The organism is Gilliamella sp. A7 (assembly GCF_002142015.1).
In the GTDB taxonomy this organism is placed as follows: domain Bacteria; phylum Pseudomonadota; class Gammaproteobacteria; order Enterobacterales; family Orbaceae; genus Gilliamella; species Gilliamella apis_A.
Genome location: NZ_NASN01000061.1, coordinates 1 through 12,917, shown reverse-complemented (window position 1 = coordinate 12,917; position 12,917 = coordinate 1). Strand labels below are relative to the sequence as shown.

Here is a 12,917-nt window from a genome sequence, read left to right as displayed (position 1 = left end):
CTATTTAACTAGCTGGATGTTATTAGTATTTAAGTAATTTGTTAATAATTAATTTATTTCAATAATATATTTATTAAAAATCTCATTAATACTAGGAGTTTATTGTTAATTTTCTTGGAAACAGTAATACTTTAAATGCCTTAATATCAATTATTGTTTGACTAGATTTTTTATTTAATCTTGCTGACTAATAACTCGATAAAAGCAGCCTTAAAATTAGTGACAACGTCACTTTAATAAATTAAAACTTATCTATCTTCTTTTAATATCATTGGCTTTTAAATACTAAAAATATATAAAATGGTGTTAATAGTTTCAAGTGTGATAATGTTCTCAATAAAACAATCAAAAAGCCCCTAATTAGGGGCTTATTAATGATTGAAATCATCTATTTTTGTAGGAATTTTTCTAACTGTTCCAATGTTGACGTACCTTGCATTGGTCCTTGTTTTGTCACCGCCAATGCACCGCAAGCATTAGCATAAGTTAAGGCTTTTTTGGCTGTAAAACCTTTATGAATTAAGGCGACATATGCACCACCAAAACAATCCCCTGCACCAGTCGGATCTATTTCGGTAACTAAATGAGGTTGCACATCAAAAGATTCACTTGCCGAATAATAACTCGCGCCCTTATTACCTTTTTTTATAACAATAGAAGATATACCATTATTTAAAAAATAATCGATTGCTTGCTTCTCATTATCCGTATCGGCTAACAATGTGACTTCACTTTCACTTGGTAGGTAAATATCGGTTTGCTGTAATATCGCTAACAGCGCCTCTTTAACGCCAGGCAGATTTAACATTTCCTTACGGATATTAGGATCAAAGGAAATGATACCTTTATTTTGTTTAACTATTGTTATAGCTTTTTTAGCGGTATCAAGGATTTGTTTAGAAAACAGCGAAGACCCCATTATATGTAAATGATCGCAATCTTCTAAAATCTTTTGACTAACCATTTCTTCATTAATCAGAGCACAAGCAGCATTTTTTATATTAAAAATAAAATCCCGACTACCATCCTCATGATAAGTTACAAATGCGCTCCCCGTAGTTTGGTCATCCATAACTTTAATATGAGAGATATCAACACCATCATCAGCTAGTTTTTTTATATTTAATTCACCAAAGCCATCATTACCAACACAACTTATCATTGCTGCTGGTTCATCTAATTTTGCCACTTGATCGATAAAAATTGCTGGTGCACCACTGGCAAATGGGCCCTTCCATAGTCCATCATGTGTAAATAATTGTCCTTTTTGGTTAGCCATAATTTCGACAACAATTTCACCTAGTGTAAATATTTTTTTCATATTAAATCAACTCCATTTAAACTCTGTTTTTCTTATTACGAACATCAATATATACAGCTAATAGAATGACTAATCCTTTAACAACTAGTTGATAAAAATAAGGAATGTTCATTAAGTTCATACCGTTATTAATAACACCGATGATTAGAGCGCCTATCATTGTTCCAATAATTGTGCCGTGACCGCCATTTAAGCTTGTTCCACCTAAAACTGCTGAAGCAATAGCATCTAATTCATAACCTTGCGCAGTACTTGGTTGACCAGAATAAAGTCTTGATGCTAACAATAATCCACTGATGCCAGCCATTAATGCAGTTATCATGAAAACTTGTATTTTTAATTTTTTAACGTTAATTCCTGAATAAACAGCGGCTTCTTTGTTGCCACCGGTGATATAAATTTTTCGGCCAAATGTCGTTTTAGATAAGATGAAATGATTAACTAATAACAATATTAATAGCACCCATATTGGATTAGGTATTGAAAAAATATCGCCATTACCTAATTCAAGAAACACATCATCCATAATCATTTCAGGTCTACCATCAGTAATGATATAAGCAATTCCACGGAAAATTCCCATAGTTGCAACCGTCACAATAAATGATGGAATACCAGCAAGTGCTGTTAAACTACCATTGATAAAACCAACAGCAATAGAAAGTAACAAAGCTATAGCTATGGCAAGATAAAATGGCAATCCCCAAAGCAAAGCAAGTGCAGCTAATGTGCCAGTTAACGCTATGGTTGAACCAACGGATAGATCGATATCACCAAGCAGTAATACATATGTCATACCAAATGCAGTAATCGCAATAATTGACACTTGCAAAACGATATTCATGATATTGCTACTAGTTAAAAAGTTATTATTCATAAATGAAAACAGAATGAATAAAGCAATAAGCCCGATAACAATTCCACCATATTGCCGAAAAACTTTAAAAAAAGAATCTTTATAACTAGTATTGATATTCATCGAGGTATTTTCTTTAGTATTCATGCAGATGCTCCTGTTGCTATATTCATTACTTCTGGTTGAGTTAATCCTTCAGTATTAAATTCCTTTACAATTTTCTTATTACGCATAACAAATAAACGATCACTGATAGACATCACCTCGGGTAATTCTGATGAGATCATAATAATTGCGGTACCTTTTGAAGATAGTTCTCTTATTAATTTATAAATTTCTAATTTGGCACCAATATCGATTCCTCGAGTTGGTTCATCTAAAATCAAGATTTTAGGAGGCTTCACTAACCATTTGGCAATAACGATTTTTTGTTGGTTACCACCACTTAAACTACCGGTTATTTGAAATGGATTATTGGTTTTGATAGCCATTTTCTTTATATATTTAGTCGAATTTAATAATTCTTTTCTATTATTGATGATAAAAGATGATTCATATTGGAAGGCAATATGGTTAATATTTGAATGAACATCATGCATCAAAACCAAGCCTTCTTCTTTACGATTTTCAGTAACGAAAGCAAGACCATGTTCGATTGCTTGAATTGGTGAATTGATACTGACTTTTTTGCCTGAAATAAAAATTTCACCTTGGTATTTAGTTACTCCAAACAATGCTTTCATCACTTCAGACCTACCGGCACCAACTAAACCAAAAAAACCAACTACTTCGCCTGAATGCACCTTAAAACTGATATTTTTGAATTCTCTAAAATGATCTAAGTTTCTAACTTCTAACAAAGGCGGATCTTCCTGAATTTGATGAGGTAATTTCGGTGGATAAATATTTTGTACTTCACGGCCAACCATTTCAGCAATCAGTTGATCTATGGTGGTTTCTGTTTTTTGGTGGGTGCCAATATATTCACCATCACGCATAACAGAAATATCATCAGAGATACGCATGATCTCATCCATCCGGTGAGAAATATAAATAATGGCAACACCTTTTAGTTTAAGTTTTTCTATTATATTAAAGAGTAATTCCGCTTCGTTATCACTTAATGATGAAGTAGGTTCATCCATGATTAATACTTTCGCGTCATAACTAAGTGCTTTAGCAATTTCAACCAATTGCCGTTGTGCCATAGACATGGTTCCAACAATTTGTGATGGATTCAATTTGATTCCATACTCAGCAAATAATGCATTACAATTTTTTATCATTTGATTATCAGAGATAATGCCATATTTATTTGGTTCATTATTGGCATAAATATTCTGAGCAATTGTTAGGTTATTACTCAAACTCAATTCTTGGAAAACAATAGCAATCCCTATCTTCCTTGATTCTGTTGGATTCTTTATAGTAATAACATTACCTTGATAGGTTATTGTTCCACTACTTGGTGGATAAATTCCGGCAAGAATTTTCATTAACGTAGATTTTCCTGCGCCATTTTCGCCCAATAGCGTATGAACTCTACCTTGGTAGATGTCTAAACTAACATTTTTCAAAGCTTGAATCGGACCAAAATTTTTGGCAATAGAATCCACAGATAAAATGATATTATTCATTAGTTGATTCCTTGTGGAAGGGATAGGTATTACCCTATCCCTTATTAAGAATTATTCTTTTCCTGTGTATACACCAGGAGTGACAGGGATTACTTCATCGACTTTTTTACCATTTAAATAGTCAATTGCAGTAGCTACAGCGATTTCACCTAATTGATTTGGATATTGTTGGATTACAGCTACAAATGTTTTTTCTTTATCTACAGCTTTTCTTGCTTCATCCATGCCATCAAAACCAATGATTTTTATATCATTATTTTTAACAGATTTCGCAGCGATAACAGCTGATAATGCAGCATCATCACCAAAACCAAAAATTCCATTTAAGTCTGGGTATGCTTGTAACATATTTTGTGCAACTACAAGAGCTTCTGCGCGGGTAATTCCAGTTTGAATAGACACGATTTTGACGTCTGGAGTTTTAGACAATCCTTCTTTAAATCCATCAACACGATCAACAACTGATTGCACCATAGGATAATCAATAACACCAACCGTTCCTTTACCGTTTAATAATTTACCCATTAACTCACCGGCAGTAACACCACCAGCATAATTGTTGGTCGCAATATGACTAACGACTTTGACACCAACGGCAGGAACATCAACAGTAATAACTGGAATATTCGCCTTTTCAGCTTTCATAATCGCAGCTTGTACACCTTTTGAATCAACCGGTGATAAAATAATTAAATCCACTTTTTTAATAATAAAATCTTCAATGTCTGAAATTTGTTTATTAAGATCTTGGCTAGCGATAGATAGGGATAAATCAACATTTTCTTGTTGAGCTTTTTGTTTTATAGCATCAGCTAATGAGATATAAAAAGGATGTTGTTGGGTTAATAATGAAACACCTATATGATATTGCTTAGCATGTGCGCCGAAAGTGAAAAAAAATAGAAAACACACACAAAAGAGTTTAGATATTTTTTTCATAGAAAGAGCTCCTTCATTTCAAGCATGATAATTAACCTTTATAGGAAAGAATAAATCATCCAATTTTTTATTCTTAATAATCATGCAATTATCAAAATACAATACAAAGAAAAATATAATTTTTCTCTATTTACTGCAATATTCGTAACGTTATGCTACGTATTATTAGTATAGTTTTTGAAACAAATTTTATTGTGACGAAGCTCTCAAATTTTCAAAATAAAAGCAAAAATATTGAATTATATTTTCATTTCAAAAGTTAATTATTATTTGTAGAAGATTTCAAAGTAAGCTAGCAACATCAATATTGACTACTATAAACTCAATTCGAAACAGACAAATCAACCTATCTAAACCTAATTAAAACGATTCAATTGTCAAATCTTAGCTTATCTAACTTAAAAGATGATAAGTAAAACTACTTTCATTTTTAAAGATAAATAATGTTATTATTAATTTGTGAATATGAAAGAAAAAATAGGGATATTTATATGGAAATAAACATATCGCAATTTAGGATTAATATGCATCTTCCTAGAACACAGCAGATTGAGTTTACCGATCTTAATCGACAATTAGATGATATATTAAATATTTATCAACAATATATAGATAACAATGCCCACTGGTATCCAATACACAAAACAGCCAAAGGAAAACCCAAAGCTTTAATTTATAGTTCTGAAGGATTTACTGAATATGGATTAAAAAAACTATCTCATGCTTGTAAACAAATCGACACCAAAGGCAATTTTTTATTTCATTTTGCCGATAGTCAAAAATTATCTGATTGTAACCTGATGTGTTATGTCGGAAGCAAAGCTCTCGATGGCAGTCAAGCTAGTAGATCTTCAATTAAATTTTCTTTTAAACTACCGGAAAGTAAACAAACTATTGATAAAATAGCATCATTTATAACAGGATTAGCGAAAAAATTTAGCCATAACTTTATTACTATGGATATTACAAACTTTCCTACTTCGATTTATCTTTTCCCACCTCGTATAAACTTATCTTTAATGGCTTACATACCTAGTCCATTACAACATAAAGATTATCCAGAAGTTTATCAATTAATACCAATTATAAAAGAGAATAATCATGTTGGTACTGTTATTGTTTTACTTAATCATTTTCCTAATATACAAAATATTAATGATATTAAAACTATGTATAGTGTAGAATTGAAATTGCGTGAAGCAGATCTTTTACCTATGAACAAGGATTTATAATCTATGACATTAATATAAAAATTTGAGAACTAAAATGGTTGAAATTATAAACAATAAATCTACTTTGTTAGATGCAACTAAAATTCTAGTTAACACTGCAGCAATTATTGCTGTAATAAAATATGATCCTGATCTCAACCCTTCACGCAGTGATATTGAAGCAATGAAAGCGATCGAAGACGGACAGGAAACAACTTATAGCAACTCAAGATTAACGGTAGAACAAAAAGCTAAAATAACTCAAGACTTTGCTGAAAAATTAGCCGAAGAAATACTTTTAAACAGAACAATTTATCATGTTGATGAAAATAGTTATATCAATGAATTAATTACCAATATGCAACGTGAACATATTTCATTACCTAATGAAAAATCAACGCAATTATTTCAGCGATTATTGGCTGCTTATCATTATTTAGTCGATTTAAAATTTACTGAAATTAAAATCATTGAAACCTATTTATACGCCTATGCTTCTGATCCAACTTTTAAAGATAACCCTATTATAAAAGCATGGATTGAAAAAACGGATCAACCAGCCCAACAACAATTTCAAGATATGATTTATGTAGCTCGTAAATTCAATTTTATTAAAAATTATCTTAACGAATAATATAATATATAAAACAAAGCCCTTCTTTATAAGGGCCTTTATGAGTCTTGCATTAAAAAACAATTAATCAATATCGCAAAAAACGATATCTTAATTATCAGAATCGATAAGAAAAACTGGCTTTAAAGTTACGTGCCATACCATAAGTATTTTCACCAAGATAGAGTCTGTAATCCTTGTTAAATAAATTATCTACAGATAGTTTAACTTCTGCTTTTGGTAAAAAGGTTGGTTGCCAACTAGCAAATAAGTTATGTAATGAATACCCTGATGAAGGTCCTAATGAATAAGCACCAAGATCAGGTAAACCATCATGATTTCTATCTTCATGCCCGGTTCGATCCTGTTTTCTGACAAATTGAGCATTCCATCCGGCTCTTATATTCCATTCTGGTATTTTAAATCCGGCAGTTAACGTGGCTGTACGAGGAGCAATAGTCGCTACATAGGTTTTGTTATGCATCCACGGTGCTTGAGGTGCGGTATCTCGTTCCCCTTTCTGTATAGAATATGTCGCACTTGAAAACCAATATTTACTATCATAATATGCTTCAAGTTCAAAGCCTTTCACAATTAATTTACCCGGAAGATTTCGATAATTAGATTGGCCTAAAGGACATGGTTTATTGGGCCCACAAATCGATCCATTAAAGCCACGAGTAACAAATATTTCATTAGTGACACGTTGCCTAAATAGTGTACTACGAACCTGTATTTTATCGTTTTCCAATATTAAATTATTAAAATCTAAAATATTACCAATTCGAATTGATAAATCGCGTTCTTTATCTAAATTGCGGCTCGTTGCACTAATCTTACCACTTCCGCCATTTTTAGGCGTAAATTGCACTTCATAAGATTGATCTATGGTTGGCGCTTGCCATGCGTAACTGATGTCACCAAAAAAGCCAATATTATTGGTTGCTTGCCAATAAGTACCAAATCGTGGCGTCCAACCACTATATGTCACCGGAGAATAATCATGTCCAAAACGTGGATCAGGATCATTATAAGCAGAGGCATAATTTTTTGTACCATGATTTCTTACATAATCATATCGTAGGCTAGGCGTTAAAACAAAATTACTAATCGAAATTTCATCTTGTACATAAAAACTGTAAGTTTGCTGTTTACCCGATGGCATATATGCTGGTTGAAAATAACCATGATGATAGTTTGGTTTTTTTTCATAATTCTTATAATACATTAATGTATCACGATCATGTAAATGAGCTTGTGTGCCAATCTTTAATGCGTTCTTCACATCACCAATATTAATTAAACTTACATTTTCCAATTCAATCGTTTTATCAGTATAACTGACCCAACTTTCATTACCCATGGTTCCTAACGAAGAAACTGGATTATATTTAGCTGGGCGCTTATCATGTTGTTTAGTTTTAGAGTATGTAGTATGTAGTGTTAAATCAATGAGCGGATTATAAGTTGGTTGGTAATTCCATTTAAATTGGGCTGAATCATCTGTTTGGTATCTTTTTACCAATTTCCTTAACCATGCAGCTTTATAACCATATTTTTTTATCTGTGCTGCTGTTGGTGGCGTCATTTTTTCGACATATTTTGCCGCCCACGGTTGCCAAGAATCACGTTTAGAGTGAATACCTGATAACGTAAAAGTGTGCTCTTCATTAGGTCTAATATTCAACTTACCCATGTAGCTATCCATATCATCCTCAGAAAAAACAAACCTTGATCCATCTGGCCGTTTAAAATTACCACTATTTCGCTTGGTATAGTAAACTAAACCATCAAAAAAATTATTCTTAGTACGACCATAGACAGCGCCTGTTTCCATATTTTGATGATTATTGGAATGAAAACTATATTTAAGCAATCCTCCCACATATTTATCTGGGTCAAGTAAATCAATGGCATCTTTAGTTTCCATTTTAACCACACCACCAAATCCACCATTACCAAATTTGACATCATGTGGACCTTTATTAACTTCAACTTGTTTCAATAATTCTGGTTCCACAAAAACCGAACCTTGTTGATATTTTTGGAAACCTTTTTGAGCACCGTCAACAATTATTTTGACATCTTCAACTTTACCAAATCCCCAAATATTTAATGTTTGTCCTCCCGGCCTTACCGAACCAGCAGAACTTACACCAGGTAAGGTATTAAGTAATTCGGCGACATTATCTGCTTGCTTTTGTTCAATTAAACCAGAAGAAAGTGTAGAACGACCAGCAATCACACTATTGATTTTTTTTAATTCATCTTGCGATGACGAACGAGCAATAACTGTCATGACATCATCAATATCTTCATTAACTGTTTTGCTTTTATTATTTTTTTGTTGTTCTGTTATATTGTTAGACAATTTATTCTCTTCAGGCTGTGGTGCAGCTTGAAGAGAAAAACTCATAAAGAGCATTATGGTACTCACCTTCTTATAATTCATATTTCATTCCTTCATAAAATGCATTTTTAAATTTGAATTAACCACACAAACAATTATGATAATGATTATCATTAACATATGTAAGGGGTGGCAAGTATATTTCGTTTAACAAAAAATAAACAGATAAATATAAAATTTATTTTTAGAAGGGATTTATGAAAGTTAATTTTAATGACTTTGATAATATCAAGAAAATATTATAACCTGTTGTTTTTTTGACCAATCTATTAACATAAAATGCTTAGGCTAATAACATTTAAGGTAATGACTATTAATCCAATTGAATATAAAAAAGCACCATTAAGGCGCTTTATTTTATTCAATTGGTTTATTAAATGAGGTAGCTAAGGCATTTATTAAAACATGGTATTATTATTTTCTGCCTGCTCTGGTACATTTTGGATCACATCCCAATGTTCGACTATTTTTCCATCTTTAACTCGGAATAAATCAACTACCGCTTTACCAATATCATCATTATTGATTTTGGAATGGACATGTAACCATACGATATCGCCCTCTACTGATGAACGAATTATAGTAGCACTTGATTGTGGATTTTGTTTAAAGAAACCTTCGAAATACGTAATCGCAGGTGTTCTACCATTAGCGACATAGGGATTATGTTGTTTATAATCTTCAGCCAACGTTTTAGTTGCCTCAGCCACTTGATGCTTATTAAAGAAGTTATTATAAAAATTGATAACCAGTGTACGATTTTCTTCCTCTTGAACGAGATTTCTTTGCTTTAGATCTTTTGCAACGGCAATACCAGTAAAACTCAACAAACAAATACCAATAACAAAGCTTTTTTTAATTATATTCATACCAACTCCAATTTCTATTTTAATTTAGATAAACTCTATCTATAATGCGTTATTAGTCTATAATGTAGACTGCTTGAATGGTAACAATAAAAACCAAATAAAACAATAAGTAACATAAACATGACTAGGTCAGCTCAATGTGACTTAATCTGTTTAGGGAAACTAGATAACAATAATTATGACAATGACTAAAACGACAAGAAGTGAACTATTTGAATTTGACCATCCATGTCCTATTCGTGATGTTCTCGATAGAATTGGCGATCAATGGAGTCTGTTAATTCTAAAATCATTAGAACATAATGCGATGCGATTCAATTCTTTACATAGAGAAATTGGCGATATATCACGACAAATGCTGTCACGGACATTAAAAAGACTAGAAAAAGATGGTTATATCACTCGAACCGTTTATGCACAAGTCCCAGCTCGTGTAGAGTACGCTCTAGCTGAACTTGGTATATCATTTCTTGAACCAATGAATACATTAATACAGTGGGCCGATGAAAATCATCAAGCGATTTGTCGAGCGAGAAAACGACAAAATTAGTCATTATTTGAATAGTTATTTTTGAAAGGATAAAAAAGCTAACCAAATATATTGGTTAGCTAATGATTTAATTACTGACAAACAAAGTTTTCAGGATTATTCGTATCCCCTTTACCTTGATAAATCGTTTTTTGTGGATATTGGCATAAAGGACGTTGTAGAGTGACCTGACCATTTTCAATTTTTTGGGCAATTAATCTGTTTGGCGCTTGTTTTTTCTCAACCCAATTAACGAGCGACTCAAAACCATTAATTTTATCTGGGCCATCGCCTCCATTACAATGGTCAACACCAGGAGCGAGGTAGAATTTTGCAAAATCATCGACTGAATCTTTACCGCCCATAATCTTCAATACATTATTATAATATTGAATTGTTCCTTTTGGTGCGATAAGGCGATCATTCAAGCCATGCCAAATAATCATTTTACCACCCAATTTTTTAAATTGACTCAAATCGGCATTATCAGTTCCCATTATTGGACGGAATAACGCTACTGATTCATTAAAATAGTTATCAAAACCGCTGTAACCTAAGGTTTTCCAGTCAAAATTAGGATCTTGTTTAATCCAATACTTTAAATAATCCTCTGGAATAGGAAAAGGCCCTTTGTTACTAGCTAAAACATCAAGTGGTGCAGTCGGCTCAATGCTAAACCATAAAGATTTGCCATTTTGATCTGTTGGTCCTTGCCAAATTTTTCTTAATGTGCGAACTTCGTCCTTATCAAGTCCTGCTTTATATAGCAATTCATCACTGATATCTACTGCTGCTGGATCACTAACTAGGCCATCTTTAATACCATCTTTTTCATCAGCCAGTTCAATAATCGCTTTTCTAACTTTTTCCAGTTTATCACTATCGATCGGTTTACCTAGCTCTTGTTGCATAACAATCTGAGGCCATATTTCTGCTGGTATAAATTTATCCCAATGGATCGCTGGTGCTGCAATATACAAACCATCATAATCAGCCGGATACCTTTGTGCTTCCATTAGCCCTTGTCTTCCACCAGTTGAACAACCATTCCAATATGCATAATTAGCAGCTTGACCATAATATGACACTATGACTTGTTTGGTTTTTACTGTCATCTCATGTACACTGCGATAAGCAAAATCGGTTACCGAATCGGCCTGTAATTTGCCATCTTTAAAGACAAATTTGCCTTCAACTAAATTACCAGTATGTCCAGTATCTGTAGCAGCTGCAACATAACCATTTTTAGCAGCTACCGCTAATTTATCAAATGGTATAAATCCTGCATATCCACCACCGCCTATTGCTTGTAATCGTTGATTCCAATTAGTAGGCAACCAAACTTCGACATTAATAGCCGGTTCAATGGATAATTCGACGCGACAAATCTGCGGTAAATCAACAATTTCTTTAGCTTTAGCGCCTCTTAAAGTATCAGCTAATTTAGAACTTGGTGAAAAACGATCGGCAATTAATTCGCTACTTACTACTTTAGCATTCTCTAATTTCAAATTTGCCAATGCGTGACAACGCTCTTCGACATTAGCTTTCGCGGAAGTCGCATAAGCAGAAGATGCTAAACAACTTAACACCGATAAAAACAATAAACTGTATTTCATCATATCCTCATTCCTATCCTCAAAAAATATAATTTATAAAACTAGTTATCATTAATATTAGTCATTAGCCGTATAAATAACAACATTAATCATGATTATTTTTATCAGTGAATATCACTTATCGATAGTAATTTAATACCTAAGATTATTTATAGAGATTAACTTAAATTAAAACAATAATTAAACAAAATTATCCGCCGTTATAGAACCGACGGATTTATTTTTCAGTCTTTTCTCTGCTGAAACTTTTCACCGTAAAAGACCAATTGGCTATTACCTCTCAATATAGAATAGTGAAATTGTTGACGGATATTTTTTTGCTGCTGGGTTTGTTCAGCTGCATATTCAGCTAATTTATGTGCCAATAACAATTTAGCTAACCGTTTATTTGCATGTTGACTACGTTCGGTTTGTACTTTAACACTAATTCCTGTTGCTAAATGTGTTGCTCGTACCGCTGATTCAGTTTTATTCACATGTTGACCACCTGCTCCAGATGATTTCATAGTGGTAAATTCAATGGTATTGTCATTTAACTCCATAGGGTTTGCTAAACAAGTTACGCCAAAAAACCAATTTTTTCGCTTATGGTGTGGGCGATAAGGACTTTGACAGATCCATTGTATTGTCCCTAACCAACGTTGAATTAATTGGTCACATTCAACACCTTCGATCGATAGTAATACTGATCGAAAAGTATTGGGTTTATCACCCAATACGCTTTCGATAATTTCAGTGGTTAGTGACCGTTGCTCAGCCCTGATGAATCCCCTAATGATTTTGGTAAAAATCATTAAGTTAAGGTAGATACACATCTTGTCATATGATCAAATGGTTTCGCCAAAAATCAATAATCAGACAACAAAATGTGCGAACTCGATATTTTACACGACTCTCTTTACCAATTCTGCCC

11 protein-coding genes are annotated in these 12,917 nt (G+C 32.7%); 3 read left to right on the top strand and 8 right to left on the bottom strand.

Features of this window, described 5'->3' with window-relative positions:
- Positions 1 to 388: 388 nt before the first annotated feature.
- The 4 genes from B6D18_RS11195 to B6D18_RS11180 are packed head-to-tail and all read right to left on the bottom strand — an operon-like array spanning position 389 to position 4,753.
- Positions 389 to 1,321 carry a sugar kinase gene (locus B6D18_RS11195; RefSeq protein ID WP_086364516.1) on the bottom strand — a complete coding sequence of 311 codons (933 nt, stop codon included), beginning with the start codon at positions 1,319 to 1,321 and terminating at the stop codon, positions 389 to 391.
- Between the two features lie 16 nt (positions 1,322 to 1,337).
- Positions 1,338 to 2,324, bottom strand: a complete 987-nt coding sequence (locus B6D18_RS11190; protein ID WP_216818958.1) for an ABC transporter permease — start codon at positions 2,322 to 2,324, stop codon at positions 1,338 to 1,340.
- A complete protein-coding gene (locus B6D18_RS11185; protein WP_086364515.1) occupies positions 2,321 to 3,814 on the bottom strand; it encodes a sugar ABC transporter ATP-binding protein in 1,494 nt (497 codons plus the stop codon). Before B6D18_RS11185 ends, B6D18_RS11190 begins: the two co-directional genes overlap by 4 nt.
- Before the next feature lie 51 nt (positions 3,815 to 3,865).
- Positions 3,866 to 4,753 (bottom strand): substrate-binding domain-containing protein, encoded by an 888-nt coding sequence (locus B6D18_RS11180; RefSeq protein WP_086364514.1) that lies wholly within the window; start codon positions 4,751 to 4,753, stop codon positions 3,866 to 3,868.
- Positions 4,754 to 5,244: 491 nt separating this feature from the next.
- Here B6D18_RS11180 and B6D18_RS11175 point away from each other — a divergent pair, with 491 nt between their 5' ends.
- Both B6D18_RS11175 and B6D18_RS11170 read left to right on the top strand, forming a co-directional pair.
- Positions 5,245 to 5,985, top strand: a complete 741-nt coding sequence (locus B6D18_RS11175) for an Imm52 family immunity protein (RefSeq protein ID WP_158092584.1) — start codon at positions 5,245 to 5,247, stop codon at positions 5,983 to 5,985.
- Between the two features lie 34 nt (positions 5,986 to 6,019).
- Complete coding sequence (locus tag B6D18_RS11170) at positions 6,020 to 6,598, top strand: hypothetical protein (protein WP_086364512.1); 579 nt, start codon at positions 6,020 to 6,022, stop codon at positions 6,596 to 6,598.
- A gap of 97 nt (positions 6,599 to 6,695) precedes the next feature.
- On the opposite strand, the gene B6D18_RS11165 is transcribed toward B6D18_RS11170, so the two are convergent.
- A complete protein-coding gene (locus B6D18_RS11165) occupies positions 6,696 to 9,029 on the bottom strand; it encodes a TonB-dependent hemoglobin/transferrin/lactoferrin family receptor (RefSeq protein ID WP_086364511.1) in 2,334 nt (777 codons plus the stop codon).
- Between the two features lie 356 nt (positions 9,030 to 9,385).
- Entirely contained in the window at positions 9,386 to 9,856 is a 471-nt protein-coding gene (locus tag B6D18_RS11160; RefSeq protein WP_086364510.1) for an ester cyclase, read from the bottom strand.
- Between the two features lie 184 nt (positions 9,857 to 10,040).
- On the opposite strand from B6D18_RS11160, the gene B6D18_RS11155 reads away from it, so the two are divergent.
- Positions 10,041 to 10,406 (top strand): helix-turn-helix domain-containing protein, encoded by a 366-nt coding sequence (locus tag B6D18_RS11155; protein ID WP_086364509.1) that lies wholly within the window; start codon positions 10,041 to 10,043, stop codon positions 10,404 to 10,406.
- A 71-nt stretch (positions 10,407 to 10,477) separates the two neighbouring features.
- On the opposite strand, the gene B6D18_RS11150 is transcribed toward B6D18_RS11155, so the two are convergent.
- Both B6D18_RS11150 and prfH read right to left on the bottom strand, forming a co-directional pair.
- Complete coding sequence (locus tag B6D18_RS11150; protein WP_086364508.1) at positions 10,478 to 12,007, bottom strand: tannase/feruloyl esterase family alpha/beta hydrolase; 1,530 nt, start codon at positions 12,005 to 12,007, stop codon at positions 10,478 to 10,480.
- 221 nt (positions 12,008 to 12,228) lie between these two features.
- A complete protein-coding gene (prfH, locus tag B6D18_RS11145) occupies positions 12,229 to 12,819 on the bottom strand; it encodes a peptide chain release factor H (protein WP_086364507.1) in 591 nt (196 codons plus the stop codon).
- Positions 12,820 to 12,917: the final 98 nt, after the last annotated feature.

Excerpts from the sequence above, each read along its gene's own strand:
- B6D18_RS11195 (WP_086364516.1), bottom strand. The coding sequence starts at position 1,321 with ATGAAAAAAATATTTACACTAGGTGAAATTGTTGTCGAAATTATGGCT.
- B6D18_RS11190 (WP_216818958.1), bottom strand. The coding sequence starts at position 2,324 with ATGAATACTAAAGAAAATACCTCGATGAATATCAATACTAGTTATAAA.
- B6D18_RS11185 (WP_086364515.1), bottom strand. The coding sequence starts at position 3,814 with ATGAATAATATCATTTTATCTGTGGATTCTATTGCCAAAAATTTTGGT.
- B6D18_RS11180 (WP_086364514.1), bottom strand. The coding sequence starts at position 4,753 with ATGAAAAAAATATCTAAACTCTTTTGTGTGTGTTTTCTATTTTTTTTC.
- B6D18_RS11175 (WP_158092584.1), top strand. The coding sequence starts at position 5,245 with ATGGAAATAAACATATCGCAATTTAGGATTAATATGCATCTTCCTAGA.
- B6D18_RS11170 (WP_086364512.1), top strand. The coding sequence starts at position 6,020 with ATGGTTGAAATTATAAACAATAAATCTACTTTGTTAGATGCAACTAAA.
- B6D18_RS11165 (WP_086364511.1), bottom strand. The coding sequence starts at position 9,029 with ATGAATTATAAGAAGGTGAGTACCATAATGCTCTTTATGAGTTTTTCT.
- B6D18_RS11160 (WP_086364510.1), bottom strand. The coding sequence starts at position 9,856 with ATGAATATAATTAAAAAAAGCTTTGTTATTGGTATTTGTTTGTTGAGT.
- B6D18_RS11155 (WP_086364509.1), top strand. The coding sequence starts at position 10,041 with ATGACTAAAACGACAAGAAGTGAACTATTTGAATTTGACCATCCATGT.
- B6D18_RS11150 (WP_086364508.1), bottom strand. The coding sequence starts at position 12,007 with ATGATGAAATACAGTTTATTGTTTTTATCGGTGTTAAGTTGTTTAGCA.
- prfH (WP_086364507.1), bottom strand. The coding sequence starts at position 12,819 with ATGTGTATCTACCTTAACTTAATGATTTTTACCAAAATCATTAGGGGA.